The sequence below is a fragment of the Paenibacillus shirakamiensis genome, assembly GCF_017874255.1.
GTDB classification, from domain to species: domain Bacteria; phylum Bacillota; class Bacilli; order Paenibacillales; family Paenibacillaceae; genus Fontibacillus; species Fontibacillus shirakamiensis.
The window spans coordinates 178517-198517 of sequence record NZ_JAGGLD010000002.1 but is presented as its reverse complement, the minus strand read 5'-3'; the positions used below and the strand labels follow the sequence as shown (position 1 = coordinate 198517).

Sequence of the window (20001 nt, the reverse complement as noted above, 5' to 3'; positions counted from 1 at the left end):
AAGTCACACTTACACCGAATATGTAGGAATCTCATCCCTAACATTGGAGAAATTTCGGACAACTTTGCCAGCTTGTCAAACCAGTCCGCATAATTGTCCAAGTTCCTTCATAGACATGTATCAAGATTCGGAAAATATTCGTACTAAGGGGATGATACCATGCGTCGAATCACATGGATACTGACCATTGTGATTGCATTTTCGCTCACGCTCGCTGGTTGTGGCAAAAAAGATTCTACCGATGTGGTGAAAGATTTGGATCAAGTGGTGAATAAGTTGGAAAGCTATGAAGGTTCAGGTACGATGACCCTACATACCGGGGACAAACCCCAAAATTACAAAGTAGTGGTATGGTATCAGAACCCTTCGTATTACCGTATTGCCTTAACGAACGAGCAGAAGGACATTACTCAAATTGTGCTTCGTAATGACCAAGGAGTATATGTTCTGACACCGAGTTTGAATAAAAGTTTCCGTTTCCAGAGTGATTGGCCTGATAATCAAGGGCAGGTCTATCTGTATCAGACGTTGGTACACAGCATATTGGCAGACACGTCCCGTCAGTTCGTAACGGAAGGCAATAATTATGTATTTGATGTAGCCGCGAATTACAATACGCAGAGCCTAGTTCGTCAGAAAATTTGGTTGAACAAAAAAGACTATGCTCCTCAAAAAGTACAAGTGTCGGATTCTAGTAACAATGTGGTGGTTGAAGTAAATTTTGATTCATTTAAATTTGATGCTCCGTTCGACAAGAAGTCTTTTGATATGCAGCAGAATCTGAATGCCTCCACACCGGATACAAAGGGCACTTTACTCGAAGTGGATGAAAAAGGGCAGTTGGTGGAAACACCTTCTACAAATGATTCCACAGCGTCTAATGATCAGAAAACATTAAGTGATCAGAATAAATCAACAGATCCTTCAAGCACTTCCGGAGCAGTTAGCGGCGAAAGTTCAGCTAAATTACCAGCACTTGATGAACCTTTTGGCGTGGTCATGCCAACTTATAATCCTGAAGGAACACAGAAGAAGGATGAGAAGGTCGTGACCGATAGCAAAAATAGTGCGGTTCTCCTTCGGTACGACGGCCAGTATCAATATACGTTATCAGAATCTAGAGCCTTAGATCGTGCGGTATCTTTAGCCAAAGATGCACAGGCGATTGATCTCGGATTTACCGTTGGATATCTGGCGGGAACCGATTTGCAGACCCTAACTTGGACGGTAGACGGATTGCAGTTCAATATCAATAGTGACAATTTACCCGTTAATGAAATGATTCAAATTGCCGCTTCTATGCAGGATCAAACGGGTAAATAATAACAGACAGACGGATAACGGCTGCGGAGGACCATGACTATGGTCCTTCTGCGCACCGTCGTTCCGTCTATTTTTTATATTTGCTTAGGTACCTATATCCCTCTTTGTGCATAGGATAAGGAACTTGTGGGGAGCCCAAATCTCTGACGGAATTGACAGCCGACGGTGGGACCAGTACCATTAGTTTATCGTACGGTGTCTGGAGTAATGGATTCTGTTGGTAAACCATCCAGAACGAGATTTTCATACATTAGAGAAGGTGACCCAAATTGCAAGTTAATTATCGACCGACCGTTGCTGAGATCAATCTGGAGGCGCTGGAAGCGAATTACTCCGCCTTTAGACATAGTCTGCCTATAGGCATGAAGCTTTTGGCCTGTGTTAAAGCGAATGCTTATGGACATGGTGCGGTTCAGGTTGCTAGAGAGATGGAGCGTCTAGGGGCCGATTATTTAAGCGTGGCTTTTTTGGATGAGGCGCTGGAACTACGTAATGCAGGCATACGAATGCCAATTCTGGTACTAGGCTATGTTCCTCCTTATGGAATCCAAACGGCGTGGGAGCAAGACATTACCATCAGTTTGTTCAGTGAGGAAGTTCTAGGGGCTATTCGAGAATTGGATGTCCAGGATTCAACAGTAAAGCTTAAAGTTCATATTAAAGTGGACTCAGGAATGGGACGATTAGGTCTACTACCTGGAGAGCGGCTTCTGAATTTTATACAGCGTGCGGTAGACGTGCCACATCTTGAAGTAGAAGGGCTGTTTACGCATTTTGCTACGGCAGACGAACACAATAAAGAATATACACTGGAACAGTACCGGCGTTTTCAGGGAGCGAGCGACGCGCTCAGGGAACAAGACATCAAGATCCCCATTATACATACGGGCAACAGTGCCGTTGCTGTCGACATGCCACAGATTTCCTGCGATATGATTCGGATTGGTATTGCCCTGTATGGGCTGTATCCTTCTGCCGAAGTGAATACGACACGGATTCAACTCCGTCCAGTATTGACGCTGAAAACCCAAATTGTTTTTGTCAAAACACTACCGCCAAATTCTGGCATAAGCTATGGAGTTCATTATGTAACGACCGAAGAAGAAAGAATTGGCACATTGCCTATTGGTTATGCAGACGGATTCTCCAGACTACTTGGCGGTAAAGTACAGGTACTTATACGCGGACGCCGCGTCCCTGTCGTGGGTACGATTTGTATGGACCAGTGTATGGTAACATTGCAAGCCTTCGCCGAAGAGGCGGAAGACATTCAAGCTGGAGAAGAGGTTGTTCTCATCGGCTCCCAGTCTGCTGAAGTTATTACGGCAGATGAGGTAGCTTCTCATATGGGTACGATTCACTACGAAGTGGTCTGCATGCTGGCACATCGCGTGCCAAGAAGATATATTCGTTCAGGAATAACGGTGGACATCGTGAATCCGATTATCGGATCTATCTGAATTTCCAAATACTGACTAAAACTTTTCGCGACGATGAAGGTATTGCTGAAGCTTTCCCCGAATATATCAAGTATGCCGACGGAATATGACAATAAGTATGTACGGTCAAGTCCGTCTTGGTTTATAATGAAATGCAGCATACTTGATATACACGGAGCATATACTCCTTTGTATAATTTTCCTTGAATACAGCTATACTGTTTTCATGGAAAGTAGGTCGAGAGGTTTTGGGGGTGTAAGGAATTGGCCAATTTGCAGAACACCAAGAGAATTATGATCAGTTTACCAGATCATCTTTTGCAAGAAGTGGACGGGATCGTGGCCTTGGAGAACTCCAACCGCAGTGAATTAATCAGACAGGCAATGAAGCTGTATTTAAATGAACGGAAGAAGCGGTATATCCGGGAATCGATGCAGCGTGGATACATGGAAATGGCGAAAATTAACCTGACCATGGCCTCTGAAGCGTTCCATGCGGAAGAAGATGCGGACAGCACTCTGGATCGGCTAGTAAGCGGGGTGTGACTATTGATCGTAAAGCGCGGTGATGTGTTTTTTGCCGATCTCTCACCTGTAGTTGGTTCCGAGCAGGGAGGGGTAAGACCGGTGCTTATTATCCAGAATGATATTGGGAACCGATTTAGCCCTACGGCTATTGTTGCTGCCATTACGGCTCAGATTCAGAAGGCAAAGCTGCCTACCCATGTGGAAATAGATGCAGCTACCCATGGATTTGACCGCGACTCGGTTATTTTGCTAGAACAAATTCGCACCATTGACAAACAGAGACTTACGGACAAAATCACCCATTTGGATGAAGAGACAATGAAAAAAGTAGACGAATCCTTATTAATTAGTGTGGGCTTGATCGATTTCTAAGTACTGGATGCGCGATGGATAGATAATTGGATAATAAGTTGTTGACTAGATGGGATACGTCTATGGCTTAGGCCTAGGCGTATTTTTTGTGTTCTGTGATAGACAAGAGCAGATGAATTTACCTAATTAAATGAAGACTTGCACAGATTTACATAAAATAACATAATTATTAGCGTATGGAACACTATGTTCGTAAATAATGGAACACTATATTCGAATGTAATGAAGTAGATCTGAATAAGCGGGGGGATATTTATGAAGTTTGTGGGATTATATTTGAGTCTAATTTTTGTGATAACCGCTTGCAGCAGTCTAATGAAGCAGAGTCCAAGTGAATACATAAAAGTTACTGCGATTAGCCAAGAGGCGGGACCGAAAATTAATTTACAGGCTATACAAGCTTCAGATTATATGGACGTATTTGAAAATAGGATGAAAAAGATTCAGGATGTTCCTTATACAATAGTGGGGGATAAGATCCAAATTACGCTTGCAGATCCATCGATACAATCCTGTGAGTTAATGGAGTATATCCTAAGCGAAGATGGCAGTTTGAAATATGATCTGCGTACGGTGCATCCTGTAAATCTCCAATTAGACAAAGGAACGGGAACGTTCATCCTTGAGAGGAACTTGTTTGCTCATGCCAGTTCTAATATAAAAGATTATGAAAAAGGGGCTGTATATAGAGGGTTCCGGCTTGTTGTTCAAGGGAAGAATGAGGTGAACGAATATGCCTTCGTACTAAGAACGGACGCCGTATAGAAGGCAAACAGTACCGAGAATAAATCCGTATACTATACGGGTTTATTTGATTTATAAATGTACTTCAAAAGTTGAGGGATAGACAGCGTCTTGTTTAGTTCTTTACTACCCAAACTGGAAATTCGGGCCGAAGTTTGTGATAATAGGAACACTGAAGTTAATCAGGGGAAAGAGGGATTGGATTGTCAGAGCAGGATACATTATTGAAAGTCGATCGGGAAAAAGAACAAGCAGAGGAACAGGAACGCATCGTTCAGCAGATTTCCAGCGAACTACATATATCAATAAAGCAAGTCCGCACAACCGTAGGTTTATTGGCTGAGGGGAACACGATTCCATTTATCGCTCGGTATCGTAAAGAAATGACGGGTGAGTTAGATGAGAACGAGCTTCGCAATATTGAAGAGCGAGCAGCTTACCTGAAAGGGTTAGAAGATCGCAAACGAGAAGTTGTAAGAATCATCGATGAACAAGGCAAGTTAACTCCAGAACTTGCAGCCTCGATTAAGAAGGCAGCCAAACTTCAAGAAGTGGAAGATCTATATAGACCTTATCGCCAGAAACGTAAAACAAGAGCAAGCGTAGCCAAAGAGAAGGGGCTGGATCCGTTGGCAACTTGGATCTTGTCCCAGCCGAAGGGTGGCGATCTTCAGCAGGAAGCAGCTCGCTATGTAGACCCAGATAAGGCGGTTGATCATGTCGGCGACGCTATTCAAGGGGCCATGGACATCTTGGCAGAAGGATTCGCAGATGATGCTGTCATTCGGCGCTGGATTCGTACCTATACGCTTGACCACGGATCGATTTTATCTGAGGTGAAAGATGCGGAGGCAGAAAGTGTCTACGAAATGTACTATGATTACCGAGAGCTAGCCAAGAAAATGCCGGCTCACCGCATTCTTGCGATTAACCGCGGAGAAAGAGAGAGCATACTTAAAGTGGGCTTAGATGTCACTGTCGAGCCCATTCATCTCTATATGGCCAAGCAAATCATTAAAGGGAGCAGCCCTCTGCAACCTACGCTTCAAGCAGTGATTGAAGATGCCTACAAACGGCTGATTGCACCGTCCATTGAACGTGAAGTGCGTGCTGAATTGACGGCGAAAGCGGAGACGCAGGCGATCTCCATTTTCTCAGGGAATCTGCGCAGTCTTTTGCTGCAGCCTCCGGTTAAAGGCAAAAATGTCCTTGGCGTAGACCCCGCCTTCCGGACAGGTTGTAAGCTTGCCGTGGTCGATGACACCGGCAAGCTGCTTGAGGTGGCGGTCACTTACCCGACAGCGCCACATAACAAAACGCGCGAAGCGGCTGCCAAATTCCATGAGCTGATTGATACCTACGGTATCCAGCTTATTGTCATTGGCAACGGAACCGCTTCGCGCGAGACCGAGCAGTTCGTCGCTCACATCATCGACGAACACAAGAGTGCAGACCTCGCTTACCTGATCGTGAGCGAGGCCGGGGCAAGCGTCTACTCTGCATCCAAGCTCGCTCAGGAAGAATTCCCTGAGCTGGATGTCGCAGAGCGAAGCGCAGTCTCCATCGCACGCAGACTGCAAGATCCTCTTGCCGAGCTAGTCAAAATTGACCCGAAAGCGATTGGCGTAGGTCAATATCAGCACGATGTGTCTCAGAAGATTTTGGAGGATAGCCTGAAGGCTGTGGTCGAGTCTGCCGTGAACCATGTGGGTGTAGACGTGAATACCGCATCTCCTTCGCTGTTGTCCTATGTGTCCGGTGTTAACGCAACGACCGCTAAGAATATCGTCAAATTCCGCGAAGAGAATGGTAAATTCACGAACCGCAAACAATTACAGAAAGTTCCGCGTTTGGGTGCCAAAACATTTGAGCAATGCGTAGGTTTCTTACGGATTCCAGGGGGAATAGATCCGCTGGATAGCACACCGATCCACCCTGAATCCTATTCGGTAGTAAATCAGTTGTTCAAGGAATTAAGTATTGCACCGAAAGAGCTAGGATCAAAGGACACGGCTGCTAGACTAGCTGAAGCCGATGCGGCGCCACTAGCCGATAACTTGGGTGTAGGTGTACCTACTCTGCGAGATATTTTGGAGAGCTTGCAGCGCCCTGGCCGTGATCCACGGGAGGAATTGCCGCTTCCAATTTTCCGTACAGACGTGCTGAAGATTGAGGATTTAGTAGCAGGGATGGAATTGCAAGGTACGGTAAGAAATGTTATCGATTTTGGTGCATTTGTAGATATTGGCATCAAAAGCGATGGACTTGTTCATATCTCGCAGCTCAGTAATGGATTCGTGAAACATCCGATGGATGTGGTCTCTGTAGGAGATAATGTAACCGTCTGGGTGCTAAGCGTGGATACTAAAAAAGGTCGTGTAGGTCTCACTATGCGTGAACCTAAATAGAAATAGCAAAAATGGGAGTCGCTCCGCCTAATTGTAGGTGGTGCCACTCCCATTTTTGGTAGATCCTTTTAATTATAATTGGCCCGCGTCCTGACCATTCTCACGATGATAGAAGAACCAACAATCATTGAGTAGGCGAATTTGACGCTGATCTTTCTTGTGAAAAGCACGCATAATTTGATTACAGAGCCATTTCGGCAAGGGGCTCACTCTCCTGTCACTTTCCTTTGTATGCCTTTGTATGCTTAGCATATGGGGAGAAGCCCAGAAGTGTGCAGGTCCTAGTGCAATTGTTCAGCTTCTTCTTCGTACCATTGCTCAAGTTGAGCCTGAAGCGCGCGAATTTCCGTTAAAAGCGAAATCAGAGGGTAGTTATTCTCCTGAATGGAGGCAAAGGATTGCTCAAGCACATTAATATAGTCCAGACCGCCTACAATATGGCGCCGTTCATCGAGCAGGTCGAGCTGGTCACATTCCGCGATCGCCTTAGGCAGCGTAGGAACTTGATCTGCTGTGAGTTTAGCTATTTCCTTATGTAGACGTAAGTTGAGTGCACTGAGTTGATACGCATAATCTCTGGGCATCTCAACAAATTGTAAATCCTCGTGATGTTGTAATATGACATAACGCATGGTTGCCATGGCGTAATTCGTCCCCTTCCGTCTTTTCCTACTTGACAGTGTAGCCTAAGAAGAAGTTAAAATTCAAGTAGATGAGGAGGATGTACCTTGACGAATGAGGAACTTCAGCAGTGGGTTATGCAGATATCTCTAGAGAGCTTTGGTGTTCCTTTTCGCCACCGGGCTTCTTTTAATCCTAGGCTGAAGACTACAGGTGGACGTTATTTCTTGAAAAGTCATCATATTGAGATGAACCCGCATCAGTTAGCGGAATATGGAGCCGAAGAATTAGAGCGAATCATTAAGCATGAACTATGTCATTATCATCTGCATATTGCAGGTAGAGGATATCAGCACCGAGATCAAGATTTCAAAACACTGCTCAAGCATGTAGGAGGCAGTCGCTACTGCCAATCGTTACCTGGGGCCAAGGCACGACGTGCTCTTCCGCATAAATATAAGCTGGTCTGTCATCTCTGCGGCAATCAATACCTACGTAAGCGAAGGGTGGACCCTAATCGATATCGATGCGGCAAATGCTCGGGAACGTTAGCGCTATTTAACCTGTAAACTATAAGTTATCCTATTTTTGGTGCAGCAGAGGCGGGAAGAATGAGCTATAATGAAATAAAATATATCTTTAAGTTGAGGAGTGTATTAACCATGGCCAAATCGCAAGCCAAAAAGCTTCGGGAGCGTCTAATACGCGAAGGCAAACGTAATCCAGAAGCCGGTAGAAGCCCTTTTGCTTCTGCGGATCTACGAACAAGAACGACGAAGACACGGCATGAACAACTGTATAAAGTCAAACATAAGAACCTGATTTCCACATACGGAGATGATGGTTCTTTTTTATTTTATGTACATTCATCTGTTCTTGATTTGTGTTCATAAGATGACATGTCCCGCATATATATGAATTGGGAGACAACAGGTGTTCTGAAAGGGAGAGGAGAACCGTCCGAAGGAGCATTATTTGCGGATGGAGGCGAGGCACATGAGTGCTGAACTGCTTATTCAACTGCTGGTGCTTATCATTATGATCATCGGACTGGATCACCACGGTAAGGATTCCTGAGTTTCTCGTTCAAAGACTCGGCCAATCGGCCGGGTCTTTCCCGGTTGTACATTGTGGAATGAATGATAGAGGAAATGTTGACTTTTAAATGTAAGCGTGATAAATTTTGTACAGAAGTCATTATTCCCTGATAGCTCAGTTGGTAGAGCACTCGACTGTTAATCGAGTTGTCACAGGTTCGAGCCCTGTTCGGGGAGCCATGGAGAGATACCCAAGTGGCTATAAGGGGACCCTCTGCTAAGGGGTTAGACTGCGTAAGCGGTGCGAGGGTTCGAATCCCTCTCTCTCCGCCATTTAGAATTTTAATTATGGATGTCATACGGTCCTAATGTAAGAACCTCCTAACGGAGGTTTTTTTAGTTCTTTCGTTCGTTAATTCTTTAAACAAAAACTCAAAGTCTACTACTTCTTCTAATCCCTTTTGAACAAGTTTTATTCGATTCTATGTAAAAATGGTTCTGAAGCAGAGCTTATAGACAAGTTCTAAAACCGAATTATTCATTGGATCTTAAAGGGGTTGAACCGATTTATTTTTAATAAAAATAATGCTTGTCAACTATATTGAGATTTGGTATACTCAATTCTGTTGTCGAATAAATAAGGCCCGTTGGTCAAGGGGTTAAGACACCTCCCTTTCACGGAGGTAACAGGGGTTCGAATCCCCTACGGGTCACCATTATCCTTCCTCTAGGATTCAGGTAGGCAGCTTCTAGATTAGGCATCAAGAGCCATTAGCTCAGTTGGTAGAGCACCTGACTTTTAATCAGGGTGTCGAAGGTTCGAGTCCTTCATGGCTCACCATTAATTTCATATGCGGTCGTGGTGGAATGGCAGACACGCTATCTTGAGGGGGTAGTGGGTGTATACCCGTGGAGGTTCGAGTCCTCTCGACCGCATTTATATGTAATTCCGTAGATTATGAAGAAGATTATCCTTTGGATGATCTTTTTTTGTTCTTCGCATACCTATTCCGAGTATGCTACAATTTAGATCTATCTGCTTATTTTTTCAAAGTTCTTCTGGACTCCTGTCCAAAAAAGAAGAATATTTAGGATAGATCACTCGAATACAATCCGTGCAAATATCATGTGTGAATTCCACTGCGGCATGCTTGGCTAAATATTGTTCTATCGTATGCCACTCATCATGTTCATCACGGACGTTTTTGCAGACAGCGCAAATAGGAAGAAGACCTTCAAGTCCTAGCGTAGAGCTAGTGCAGATATGATCTTTAGTGTGAGTATGTTTGATGTTTGTAATGTCGGTCACCGATATTATGATTCCAGTAACGGCGTGCGTTACTGGGCATTTCAGAGGATTCATTTGAAGTAGACCCCACTCTGTCCGGTCAGGATAGTAGTTATGCATTTCCGTAGTAGACGAAGGAATTAGATGTTCAAGTATAGAATGATAATGAGTTAACAGCAACTGAGCAAAAGGATCACCTGAGCTCGCTAAAGCTTCCGCAATCATTAGGAGATTGGCAGATGTCCATTCGAATGTGGAAGGAATACCATGACGGTTACCAAGCTGAATCCAAGATGTATTTACTAGTTCTACTTGACCTTGCAAATCGATAATAATGACACTTTGTGCTAATGAATGAATGGCATCTTTCCATAGCCGCATAAGTACTTAGCCCCTAACTTAAGTAACTGGTGATTCGTTATACTTTACTTGGATGAAGGTGTAATTTTATGCGAGTAGTTTAAGTATACACGTAATTACGTCATTCCTCAACCTATAATTACTTATTTGCGTCATTTTATGTTTTGAATATGATCTGAAAGAAGGTCGAAGGATGCAATCCATATATGATCGAATTGAACTTTTAATCCAAGCAAAAGGAATGACTAAGAAAAAATTTTGTTCAGAGCTATCCATAAGTACCGGAAATCTGGGAGATTGGAAGCGAGGCAAATCGACGCCCAGTACGAACAAGCTCATAGAGATTTCTATTTATTTTGATATAAGTCTGGATTGGTTAATGACGGGCCGAGAACGCAATCTGGTTAGCGTCAAAGAATCTTTAGAACCCTATCTGACAGATCAACCGAATGCTAAAGGATCTTTGGAGCTATCTTTAGATGAAGAGAAGTTTATTCAAGAGTATCTGGCGTTCACAAGGTATAGAAAAATCAAGGATGATGATCTTCATTAATTCAACTATATATTCACTCATGTAATAAATATCCACTTTACAATTAAGTCCTTGAGCTATATAATATGAAATGTTCGCTTGAAATTCAAGCGCTTGCCACGCGGTCGTGGTGGAATGGCAGACACGCTATCTTGAGGGGGTAGTGGGTGTATACCCGTGGAGGTTCGAGTCCTCTCGACCGCATATATATTTTAAGAAATGGAATCCTGCATGAATATGCAAGGGTTCTTTTTTTTTTGTATAACTCTAACTCTAACATATATGTTTAGCAAAATAAAAGCACACGGCTCTTTTGAAGAGGCCGTGTGCTTTGGCATGACACTACTGGAACGATTAGAACAGCGTCCGAATTAATAAATACATATTAAGAACAATAATTACGGCTGTAATGAACCATGCTAGGATGCTGAGCCATAGTTTATTTACGAACTCTCCCATTTTGGCTTTGCTGCTGGTGAACCGTACGAGCGGTACTACGGCAAAGGGAAGTTGTAATGAAAGAATCACTTGGCTAAGAATAAGCAGCTTTTGTACGCCAGAATCTCCATACAAAATGGTAACGATAACGGCAGGTACAATGGCGATTAAGCGGGTAATTAAGCGGCGAAGCCAAGGTTTCAAGCGAATGTTGATGAACCCTTCCATGACAATCTGACCGGCAAGCGTTCCCGTTAAAGTAGAGTTTTGACCAGAAGCCAGCAGCGCTACAGCGAACATAATACTGCCTATAGTTGTGCCTAAAATAGGAGTAAGTAAATGATAAGCATCACTGATATCTGCTACCGTCGTTAGACCTTGGGAGTGAAAAGCAGCAGCCGAGACGATCAGAATTGCAGCGTTAATGAATAAAGCTAGCGTTAGGGCAATGGTGGAATCCCATGTCATGTATTTAATAGCTTGACGTTTGCCTTGCGGCGTCTGGTCAATCTGACGAGTCTGCACAATAGAGGAATGGAGATATAAATTATGTGGCATGACTGTTGCACCCAAGATGGCGATGGCGATATACAGCATTTCTGGATTTTTCACAATTTCCGCAGAAGGGACAAATCCTCGAAATACACTGCCTGCATCTGGCGCCGTCAAAAATAAATCAATCCCAAAGCATACCCCGATGGTTGCGATGAGTACGATGATGAGCATTTCAAGTACCCTAAACCCTTTGTTTTGCAAAATTAAAATTAAAAGAACATCAACAGCCGTAATGGTGACTCCATAAATTAAGGGCAGTCCAAATAATAAATTCAAAGCAATAGCGGTTCCAATGACTTCAGCAAGGTCACAGGCGGCAATCGCAGTCTCGCATAAAATCCATAAGCCAATAACTACGGGTTTGGAAAAATGATCTCGGCAGGCTTGAGCTAGATCTTTCCCCGTTACAATGCCCAGTTTACCTGCCAAAGATTGTAGTAAGACCGCCATCAAATTAGAAAGAAGAATTACGGAGAGAAGGGTGTAACTGAATTTTGACCCCCCTGCGATATCGGTTGCCCAGTTCCCAGGATCCATATACCCGACAGCGACCATATATCCTGGACCGGCAAAAGCTAGAAATTTGCGGAACCATTTAGCGTTTTTTGGTATTTTCAGTGAGCGGTGAGCTTCTGGAAGGGAAGGAAGCCCTGCTGAGGCATTCGATTTCCAGCCGCCGGCTACTTCCCGTACAATAGGATCTTGCGCTTGAGCTTCTTCCACGAGTGTCACTCCTTTATTGAAATGGATAAAGAAAGTTAATTGTAGTAGTGCTGTTGTTAGTATTGTACACCTACAAATATTTTTGTCTAGGGAAACTTTTTAATGAAAACGGTTTATTTAAATTTATTTTAAAAGAAATTAATTTCTAATTTTTAACGTGCAGCACAACTGCTTTTTATATGTATGCATGATTTAGGGAAAAGGCAACATCCTATAGTTGCTTTCTCCAAAATAAGTTTCAAATGCGCATCATTGCTTTACATGTACAACATGTCTTACCCAATTTAGAGAAGGAGTGATCAAGTATGGAAGCATTGTATACAGCCACAGCAACCGTTGTAGGTGGAAGATCAGGCTCAGTGGAATCATCGGATGGCACATTAAAGCACGATCTTCGGATGCCTAAGGAATTAGGCGGCCCTGGTGGCCAGGGTACGAATCCAGAACAATTATTTGCCGCTGGTTATGGAGCCTGCTTTGAAAGTGCCTTGACAAATGTCGCTCGTAAAGAGGGAATTAAGGCGGACAATGCTGTAGTTACTAGTCACGTTAACATTGGAAAAGATCCGGCAGATGGTGGGTTCCAGCTATCGGTTCAATTAGATATTAAGGTCCCGGGCGTCGAAGAACGTGTGTTGCAAGATTTGATCCAAAAAGCTCACAATTTCTGTCCTTACTCGAAAGCGATTCGGGGCAATATTGAAGTGAAACTCAATGCGGTAATGTAGCACTATAACTTATCAAAAGGCTCCCTCGTCCTTTGGACAGGAAGCCTTTTTTACATTAACCAGCCATATTGTTTTTAGCCCCTTGAGGATTATAGATGGAAATGTGATCTAACGTGGGGTCCGGTTTTTCAGATGTCGATTTGCTAAAAATAAATTTCAGTAGAAAATTATCCCCAGCCGGATAATTCAGAATGATTTGCCCAGGTGCGGTCGTTTGGAACATCTCCTTTCCCATGGTGTCCACTACGCTTGAAAGGGTAATTTTTCGCAGATTCTCACGGTAAGATCGAACGTCAAAAATGGCTTCACCTTTATTGATACCAAAGGAAATTCCTCTCTTCGTATAGGTCGCATAGCGACCTTTTCCAGCAGCTTCAATGTGATCTGGCTTGCCCCATTGTTTCTGAATCTCGATCCAGTCTCCCGATTTGACGGCATATTCACTGTCAGGCACTTTTCCTTGATCGGCAGCTGCTTTAATCTGTTGTATAAGATGATCCGGTGTGGCCTCAGAGGATGGGGATGACTGCTGTGGTTGAGAGGGCTTGGCAGTTGGAGAAGAGGTTTGTGTTGTATCTTTGGAAGGTGCGGGTTCATTAGTAGAGGGGGAGGCCTCCTGATTACTGCAAGCTGTATTTAACATAAGACACAACACTACGGTGCTGATCCATTTGACTCTGGGTTGATTCATATGAATTAATCCTCCTTAGGTGATAAAAGATGGGTTAAGAAAGATGAGTCTGCCCACACGCTTACCTTGTGGTGAGTTGACATGCTGCTCAAAATTCTTTAATATGTCTAAGTACTGAATTAGAACGAAATTTTGAGTAAACGGGTGATGAGCATGTCTTACAGACCGATTGTAAATAAGGTTACCGAAGCTAGTAATAATGATAAAGACGGATTGTATGAATTCATGGTGAACATGGAAGACGGTACACAAACACGTGTATTTTACCAACGTTATCCGGAGTGGAAATTGACGAATATCAGCCGTCTACTTCGAAATCCTTGCCCTATCTGCCGCAAAGATTTTATCTGTAAATGCATGGATAACTTCACAGCAGATATTCACAATCAGTTGATTGAGGGACAATTTTTAGAGCACGCAGCAACGAAATAACTACATGACGAAATTCACATTAACGAAGTGCGAGTAGAATGCTCGCGCTTTTTTTCATTTCTATAAATGGATCTATAGTTTATTATTATCTTTAACCAACAGTATGATGTATGAATAAGGGACCTATAGAAGCTGAGGTGATCTTGGGAATGAATAGCAAGACATCCGTAAAACATGCAATTGTATTAATGGATGGAGTGTGTAACTTGTGTCAGGGCGTGACAAGGTTCATCATTCGCCGGGACAAACGAGGCTATTTTCGTTTTGCTTCCCTTCAATCTGATTTAGGGCAGAATCTCCTTGCTGAAGGGGGGCTTGATCTTCATACATTCAGCAGTTTTGTTCTTTTCGAGAATGGACATTTTTATACTCGATCGAAAGCTGCGCTAAGATTGGTTAGACACCTTCCTTGGCCTTGGCCCTTGTTGTGGATTGGAGTCGTTATTCCCCCTTTTTTAAGGGATGCAATCTATGAGTTCATAGCTCGTCATCGGTATCAGTGGTTTGGACAATCGGAATCATGCATGTTACCTACAGCAGAGACAAAAGATCGCTTTCTCAGTTAGCACTTATAGGGTACAAGTCAAAATAAAATAGCTTGCGGGCTATATTTAATTGTGGTATTCTACTTGTAAAATTAAGGAACAACGTCAAACGGAAGCACCGTTCATGGACCGAATTATCGGTTTTTGAGCGGTGCTTTTTTGTTGTTTCGGTCAGGAGGTTGAGATGGCTTCTGTAAAAATTGTACTTGCGGTGCAGGATGAGCAGTATATAGAACCCTTCCTGCATTACGTAAGTCAAAGCGAATTTGCTGAGCAATTTCGAATAACAGCTTTTAGCCAGTGGCAAGCATTTGAACACTATCATCTTACTGAAGAAGAAGTGGCCGATGCCATAGTAGCAGAGCCTATGTTCAAGGACAAATGGAATGCTTTATCAGGAAGGGAATTACCTTGGATTATCCTAAGTGAAGAATTCACAGGATCTGAGGGGGATGAGAGGCTGTTTAAATACCAGTCATTACCTGTGTTATTACAAACTCTGTCAGATCAGTTGGTTCGTCCATTGGCACGAAGGCAAGTCAGGGGTAGCCCAACCTCAACGGAAGTAATCGGTATATATTCTGCGGCGGGAGGTAGTGGGAAGACGACAGTAGCTCTTCAGATGTCAAGACAAATGGGATCAGAAGGGAACAAGGTTCTTTATTTGAATTTGGAGGCCGTAAGCAGTGTTAGCTGGGGGAGTTCGACGCAGCAGGAGGGTCCAGATCTGGCCAGACTACTTTATGATCTGAAAGCAGCTAACGAAAGAAAGGAATCCTTACAGATCTCACCAGCAGAGTATGTGAATTACCAGGTTCATGTACAAGCGGAGGTATACGAACCACTTGCTAATATGGATGAGATGATGGAGATGCGCCATCAAGATATGCAGCACTTACTTCAATATTTAGTGGAGTCGGCTCGCTATGATCAAATTATTCTAGATATGGATAGCTATCCTAGTGAAGCGACACAGTCGGCTCTTGATCAATGCGACCAGATCGTATGGCTGTTAACAGATGATTCAGGTTCACTTCAAAAAAATAGTCGTTGGTTATCGCACCTTGAACATTCAAATAAAGAACAACATATGCGATGGATGAACAAGACGGTTTTTATTGTGAATCGCTATATGGGAAATCTGGTGAATGATTTCGCCTTTACTGCTAGAGAGGAGTTAGCTACATTACCCTACATCCCTACTTGGAAGCAGCTGAAGGAAGAGGATAAATTGCAGATTTCTCCTATCTTCCAGCGTGATCTGATGCAGCTATGCTACCACTTGAGTGGTGGTCAGCAGACTCCTCATGGGGAATCAGCAAGGAGGAGAAGTTATGAGTGAGGACGGGTTTCGCCTACTTCGAAATGAGATCAGATCTGGATTAGATGTTACTTCAAGTCTAAGTGATGCGGAGTTAATGAATCTGATTGAACGACGTGTACTACGGGAAGAGCAGGTTCGTCATCTAACAGCAGAAGCCAAGAGGCGCTGGGTAAGACGAATCTATGATTCATTTCGAGGACTGGATGTGCTCCAGCCTTTGGTCGACGACAAATCCATAACGGAGATTATGATTAACAGTCATGAAGAGATATTTATTGAGCAGAGAGGGGGATTCATTAAGTCTGATCTTGCTTTTGAATCTCAGGAGAGATTAGAAGATATTATTCAATCCATTGTAGCCGGAATGAACCGAGTAGTGAATGAGTCTTCCCCTATTGTAGATGCTAGGCTTGCAGATGGTTCACGGGTTAATGTAGTCCTTCCACCCATTGCGCTCAAAGGCCCGACCGTAACCATTCGTAAATTTCCGGAGCATCCCATGTCCATAGATGACATCGTGCACATGGGTTCCCTATCTCAGGAAGCCGCAGAAATGCTCAAGATTTTAGTGCGGAGCAAATATAACTTGTTTATAAGTGGAGGAACGGGATCAGGGAAGACAACATTCCTTAATGCACTCTCTCAATACATTCCTTCCGATGAGCGAGTCATAACGATTGAAGATTCTGCAGAACTACAGATTAAGACCGTTCCGAATTTAGTCTCCTTAGAGACACGTAATGCGAATACAGAAGGACGAGGGGAGATTACAGTAAGAGAACTCATTCGTTCTTCACTGCGGATGAGACCCAATCGAATTGTGGTCGGCGAGGTACGGGGATTGGAAGCTTTGGATATGTTGCAAGCTATGAACACCGGACATGACGGATCGCTCTCAACCGGACACAGCAATAGCACAAAAGATATGATTAGTCGTCTGGAGACCATGGTGCTTAGTGGAGCAGATTTACCGATTCAAGTTGTACGTCAACAGATTAGTTCGGCTATCGATATTTTTGTACATCTTTCAAGAATGCGGGATCGTTCACGCCGAATTACAGAGATCGTAGAGGTTATGGGGATGGAGGGAGGAGAAGTAATCTTAAATCCTTTATATGTATTTAAAGAGACAGGAGAAAAGGATGGCAAGATTTTAGGTGGCTTAGTATCTACGGGGAACGCAATTATACATACAGAGAAGTTAAGCATGGCTGGAATGGAAATCTGTTCGCTCATGCATGGAGGTGGAACATGAAATTTCAACCGGCTTCCAGACTGCGCAGTAGAGTTAGCCTACTGGCACAGAGTAATCCATTTAAAGATTCGAACAGTATGAAAAAAGGATTACAACAGGGCGTAGTCCTACCTATGTACAATGTGTTTGATTTAACTTTGAAGCAAAAAGTGTTCTGTACTGTAATCGGAGGAATTCTGTGCTATGGAATTGGATATATATTCTTTCATCTTTGGTTTATTGCAGCAGTACTTTCTCTAGGGGGAGGGTATGCTCCTCAGTTTTGGAGTCGGTATAGGTTAGCGAGAAGAAGGAGTGCGCTCTCCATGCATTTCAAGCAAGCCTTAGGCTCTTTATCTTCATCGCTTGCAGCAGGGCGATCTGTAGAAAATGGGTTTAGGGAAGCTATTAACGATTTGCGTCTCTTATATCCGGATGCGCAGAACGACCTTATTGTTGAATTAAGCATTATTTGTACTCGGCTTGAATATGGTCAACCCATTGAAGAAGCACTTCAGGATTTCAGTCATCGTGCTGACATGGAAGACATTACGAATTTTGCAGATGTGTTCACCACATGCAAACGTACAGGTGGAGATCTAGTTGAAATCGTTCGCCGAACTGCGGGTATGATCAGCGAGAAGCTGGAGATTAGACAGGAGATTTCGGTGATGATGGCGCAAAAACGTTTTGAGGCTAAAGCTTTGCTGGGAACACCGGTATTCTTTTTAATATTTATGGACCTATCGTCTCCAGAGTACATGCTTCCACTTTACAGTGGGACAGGTCTGTTCATATCTGGTACTGCATTGTTGTTATTTTTGGCTTGTTTTTGGATGACGAACAAAATTATGAATATTGAAGTGTAGAAGGTGAATATATGTTGTTGTGGTCATCCTTATTGCTATTGTTCATTTTGTGTTGGGTCATATTGTATCGACTAGCGAGAAGTTCGTATCTGGATTGTACCTCTTATAAGATGGAAGGTCTGCGGCTTCAGCTGCTTGCACCTCCAATGTTATATGTACTGAACAAAATCCAAGTTGCGGGGAGATTTCCTATCTTCTTTTTTAAAATTCAAAGATCTGTCCAGAAGCTGTCTGGAGCTCGTAAAGTGGGGGATTATACTTTAATTTTCCTTGCGGAAATGCTGAATTACAGCTACCTATTTCTTGTGGCAGGCTGCATATTTTCCCTATGTATGGGTGGGGATGGGATGGGATTTGGACTCGGTTGTTCCCTTGCAGTTCTGGTCCCACTAGCGTTAATAGCAGATCTTCGTAAGAAAGTGATGATAAGAGAACAACAGATCATACTGGAACTTCCGGAATTGCTTAGTAAAATTATTTTGCTTGTAGGAGCGGGGGAGACGGTACAGAAAGCCATTCGCCTCTGTTTGGATAGAAAAAAAGGACAAGCAGAACACCCGTTATACAAGGAATTGTTCCAAATGTCTCGAGAAATGGACAGTGGGTATTCTTTTCAGCAGGCAATAGAAGCATTCAGCAAACGCTGTGCTATTCAGGAAGTATCTTCTTTTTCTACTGCTGTCCTTCTTAATTTCAAGAGGGGAGGTCAAGATTTCGTCTTATGTTTAAAGGACCTGTCCTATACGCTGTGGGAGAAAAGAAAAGCTGTAAGCCGCACCCGCGGTGAACAAGCATCTTCGAAGTTGGTGTTCCCGATGGTTTTGTTGTTTGTCATTATTGTTATTTTAATGGGTGCACCTGCATTTATGGCAATGAGTCTATGACATGAAGAACATTCTGAGTCGTTTGAATAACCCTACCATTCAATATATGAAGGAGAGATTTAGCATGTTAAGTATTCAAAAGAAAATGAGCCTTATGTGGAAGGACGAGCGCGGTTTAGGCATGTTAGAGATGATTCTGATCATTGCTGTAATTGTAATTATTGCTGTGATTTTCAGGGATCAGTTATCCAATATTGTCAAAAGCTTGCTAGGCAAGGCGAATTCCAAAACGAATGATTTTATGGATGATAAGTGATTTCTAAATTTATAAAGGATGCAAGGGGGGGCTATACACTTGAAGCTTCCCTTGTCATGCCTGTAATCATGTGGATTCTCATACTGTTCTTATTCTTTGGATTGTATTTATATCAGACGGCTATGTTACAGCAAGCTTCGGCAGTGGCAGCCGAGAGAGCGGCTTACAATTGGGATAACAGTCACAAAGATTCTAAATCAGGTTCTGTACCATTAGGAATATATGATGGTCTGTATTGGAGATTAAAAGATGACTCGATGATTAGCGCTTTATTTGGGTGGGCTGGTGCTAAGGGAGGATCTCAGATTCCTTTACCAGCAAGTCCATCTTCTGAGGATTTAGCAACAACGAAATTGCTCCGTATAGGCAGTCTTGTTCCTGAAAATTTAAAAGGGACTATGGATTATCAGCACCAATTTATGAACCGAAGGGTTACTGTATCGTTACAACGAGTAGTTCATCTCGCACCGCTAGAACGATTTCTACATCGTGATATGCAGCAAGCAGCTTCAAGTAGCGCGTACGTGGTAGAGCCTATGGAATGGATTCGAAACGTGAATATTACTCGGTATTATGGAGCTAAGTTCAAACAGGGAGAGGATGGATTTTCACCTCAGAAAGCAGGACAAGCTCTACAGAGATTTGGAAAATAATAAAAAATAACTCATAT

Annotated in this window: 23 protein-coding genes and 6 tRNA genes; 24 read left to right on the top strand and 5 right to left on the bottom strand. The window is 43.2% G+C overall.

What is annotated here, in order from left to right:
* Positions 1 to 159: 159 nt before the first annotated feature.
* The 6 genes from J2Z69_RS07880 to J2Z69_RS07855 all read left to right on the top strand — a co-directional run bounded on the left by J2Z69_RS07880 (position 160) and on the right by J2Z69_RS07855 (position 6814).
* The gene (locus J2Z69_RS07880; protein WP_209860886.1) at positions 160 to 1323 is read left to right on the top strand and encodes a LolA family protein; all 1164 of its coding nucleotides are present in this window, start codon (positions 160 to 162) and stop codon (positions 1321 to 1323) included.
* 269 nt (positions 1324 to 1592) lie between these two features.
* Positions 1593 to 2783 carry an alanine racemase gene (alr, locus tag J2Z69_RS07875; protein ID WP_209860885.1) on the top strand — a complete coding sequence of 397 codons (1191 nt, stop codon included), beginning with the start codon at positions 1593 to 1595 and terminating at the stop codon, positions 2781 to 2783.
* A gap of 243 nt (positions 2784 to 3026) precedes the next feature.
* On the top strand, positions 3027 to 3308 hold the full coding sequence (locus J2Z69_RS07870; RefSeq protein ID WP_209860884.1) for a CopG family ribbon-helix-helix protein: 282 nt from the start codon (positions 3027 to 3029) through the stop codon (positions 3306 to 3308).
* A 3-nt stretch (positions 3309 to 3311) separates the two neighbouring features.
* Entirely contained in the window at positions 3312 to 3662 is a 351-nt protein-coding gene (locus J2Z69_RS07865; protein ID WP_068615401.1) for a type II toxin-antitoxin system PemK/MazF family toxin, read from the top strand.
* A gap of 255 nt (positions 3663 to 3917) precedes the next feature.
* Positions 3918 to 4427 (top strand): hypothetical protein, encoded by a 510-nt coding sequence (locus tag J2Z69_RS07860; RefSeq protein ID WP_209860883.1) that lies wholly within the window; start codon positions 3918 to 3920, stop codon positions 4425 to 4427.
* Between the two features lie 182 nt (positions 4428 to 4609).
* Positions 4610 to 6814: a Tex family protein gene (locus J2Z69_RS07855; RefSeq protein ID WP_209860882.1), complete on the top strand. Its 2205-nt coding sequence runs from the start codon at positions 4610 to 4612 to the stop codon at positions 6812 to 6814.
* Between the two features lie 72 nt (positions 6815 to 6886).
* Here the strand turns inward: J2Z69_RS07855 and cmpA are convergent, their stop codons facing one another.
* The gene (gene cmpA / locus J2Z69_RS07850; protein WP_209860881.1) at positions 6887 to 7015 is read right to left on the bottom strand and encodes a cortex morphogenetic protein CmpA; all 129 of its coding nucleotides are present in this window, start codon (positions 7013 to 7015) and stop codon (positions 6887 to 6889) included.
* Positions 7016 to 7095: 80 nt separating this feature from the next.
* Positions 7096 to 7455: a hydrolase/acyltransferase gene (locus J2Z69_RS07845; RefSeq protein ID WP_209860880.1), complete on the bottom strand. Its 360-nt coding sequence runs from the start codon at positions 7453 to 7455 to the stop codon at positions 7096 to 7098.
* An 87-nt stretch (positions 7456 to 7542) separates the two neighbouring features.
* On the opposite strand from J2Z69_RS07845, the gene J2Z69_RS07840 reads away from it, so the two are divergent.
* From J2Z69_RS07840 to J2Z69_RS07810, 7 genes are all read left to right on the top strand, one after another.
* Positions 7543 to 8004: a SprT family protein gene (locus J2Z69_RS07840; RefSeq protein WP_209860879.1), complete on the top strand. Its 462-nt coding sequence runs from the start codon at positions 7543 to 7545 to the stop codon at positions 8002 to 8004.
* A gap of 93 nt (positions 8005 to 8097) precedes the next feature.
* Positions 8098 to 8328, top strand: a complete 231-nt coding sequence (locus J2Z69_RS07835; protein WP_209860878.1) for a hypothetical protein — start codon at positions 8098 to 8100, stop codon at positions 8326 to 8328.
* 308 nt (positions 8329 to 8636) lie between these two features.
* Positions 8637 to 8712, top strand: a tRNA-Asn gene (locus tag J2Z69_RS07830).
* A gap of 1 nt (position 8713) precedes the next feature.
* Positions 8714 to 8805: transfer RNA gene (locus J2Z69_RS07825), tRNA-Ser, on the top strand.
* 308 nt (positions 8806 to 9113) lie between these two features.
* A tRNA-Glu gene (locus J2Z69_RS07820) sits at positions 9114 to 9188 on the top strand.
* Between the two features lie 49 nt (positions 9189 to 9237).
* A tRNA-Lys gene (locus J2Z69_RS07815) sits at positions 9238 to 9313 on the top strand.
* A 12-nt stretch (positions 9314 to 9325) separates the two neighbouring features.
* Positions 9326 to 9408: transfer RNA gene (locus J2Z69_RS07810), tRNA-Leu, on the top strand.
* Between the two features lie 112 nt (positions 9409 to 9520).
* Here J2Z69_RS07810 and J2Z69_RS07805 read toward each other — a convergent pair.
* Complete coding sequence (locus J2Z69_RS07805) at positions 9521 to 10141, bottom strand: nitrogen regulation protein NR(II) (protein ID WP_209860877.1); 621 nt, start codon at positions 10139 to 10141, stop codon at positions 9521 to 9523.
* A gap of 172 nt (positions 10142 to 10313) precedes the next feature.
* Here J2Z69_RS07805 and J2Z69_RS07800 point away from each other — a divergent pair, with 172 nt between their 5' ends.
* Both J2Z69_RS07800 and J2Z69_RS07795 read left to right on the top strand, forming a co-directional pair.
* Positions 10314 to 10673 (top strand): helix-turn-helix domain-containing protein, encoded by a 360-nt coding sequence (locus tag J2Z69_RS07800; RefSeq protein WP_209860875.1) that lies wholly within the window; start codon positions 10314 to 10316, stop codon positions 10671 to 10673.
* A gap of 100 nt (positions 10674 to 10773) precedes the next feature.
* Positions 10774 to 10856 (top strand) — tRNA-Leu (locus J2Z69_RS07795).
* 150 nt (positions 10857 to 11006) lie between these two features.
* On the opposite strand, the gene J2Z69_RS07790 is transcribed toward J2Z69_RS07795, so the two are convergent.
* Positions 11007 to 12341: an Nramp family divalent metal transporter gene (locus J2Z69_RS07790; RefSeq protein WP_209861429.1), complete on the bottom strand. Its 1335-nt coding sequence runs from the start codon at positions 12339 to 12341 to the stop codon at positions 11007 to 11009.
* 332 nt (positions 12342 to 12673) lie between these two features.
* Here J2Z69_RS07790 and J2Z69_RS07785 point away from each other — a divergent pair, with 332 nt between their 5' ends.
* Complete coding sequence (locus J2Z69_RS07785; protein ID WP_209860873.1) at positions 12674 to 13096, top strand: organic hydroperoxide resistance protein; 423 nt, start codon at positions 12674 to 12676, stop codon at positions 13094 to 13096.
* A 55-nt stretch (positions 13097 to 13151) separates the two neighbouring features.
* Here J2Z69_RS07785 and J2Z69_RS07780 read toward each other — a convergent pair whose 3' ends face one another.
* Positions 13152 to 13787: a YjgB family protein gene (locus J2Z69_RS07780; RefSeq protein WP_209860872.1), complete on the bottom strand. Its 636-nt coding sequence runs from the start codon at positions 13785 to 13787 to the stop codon at positions 13152 to 13154.
* 153 nt (positions 13788 to 13940) lie between these two features.
* Here J2Z69_RS07780 and J2Z69_RS07775 point away from each other — a divergent pair, with 153 nt between their 5' ends.
* The 8 genes from J2Z69_RS07775 to J2Z69_RS07740 all read left to right on the top strand — a co-directional run bounded on the left by J2Z69_RS07775 (position 13941) and on the right by J2Z69_RS07740 (position 19984).
* The gene (locus tag J2Z69_RS07775) at positions 13941 to 14219 is read left to right on the top strand and encodes a hypothetical protein (protein ID WP_209860870.1); all 279 of its coding nucleotides are present in this window, start codon (positions 13941 to 13943) and stop codon (positions 14217 to 14219) included.
* Between the two features lie 149 nt (positions 14220 to 14368).
* Positions 14369 to 14785 (top strand): thiol-disulfide oxidoreductase DCC family protein, encoded by a 417-nt coding sequence (locus tag J2Z69_RS07770; protein ID WP_209860869.1) that lies wholly within the window; start codon positions 14369 to 14371, stop codon positions 14783 to 14785.
* A gap of 163 nt (positions 14786 to 14948) precedes the next feature.
* Positions 14949 to 16106, top strand: coding sequence for an AAA family ATPase (locus tag J2Z69_RS07765; protein WP_209860867.1), 1158 nt, complete (start codon positions 14949 to 14951; stop codon positions 16104 to 16106).
* Positions 16099 to 17343 carry a TadA family conjugal transfer-associated ATPase gene (locus J2Z69_RS07760; protein ID WP_209860865.1) on the top strand — a complete coding sequence of 415 codons (1245 nt, stop codon included), beginning with the start codon at positions 16099 to 16101 and terminating at the stop codon, positions 17341 to 17343. The genes J2Z69_RS07765 and J2Z69_RS07760 overlap by 8 nt, the downstream gene beginning before the upstream one ends.
* Positions 17340 to 18191: a type II secretion system F family protein gene (locus J2Z69_RS07755; RefSeq protein WP_245339096.1), complete on the top strand. Its 852-nt coding sequence runs from the start codon at positions 17340 to 17342 to the stop codon at positions 18189 to 18191. Before J2Z69_RS07760 ends, J2Z69_RS07755 begins: the two co-directional genes overlap by 4 nt.
* Positions 18192 to 18202: 11 nt before the next feature.
* On the top strand, positions 18203 to 19075 hold the full coding sequence (locus tag J2Z69_RS07750) for a type II secretion system F family protein (RefSeq protein WP_209860863.1): 873 nt from the start codon (positions 18203 to 18205) through the stop codon (positions 19073 to 19075).
* 64 nt (positions 19076 to 19139) lie between these two features.
* Positions 19140 to 19331 carry a Flp1 family type IVb pilin gene (locus J2Z69_RS07745; RefSeq protein WP_209860861.1) on the top strand — a complete coding sequence of 64 codons (192 nt, stop codon included), beginning with the start codon at positions 19140 to 19142 and terminating at the stop codon, positions 19329 to 19331.
* 56 nt (positions 19332 to 19387) lie between these two features.
* Positions 19388 to 19984, top strand: coding sequence for a pilus assembly protein (locus J2Z69_RS07740; protein WP_209860859.1), 597 nt, complete (start codon positions 19388 to 19390; stop codon positions 19982 to 19984).
* Positions 19985 to 20001: the final 17 nt, after the last annotated feature.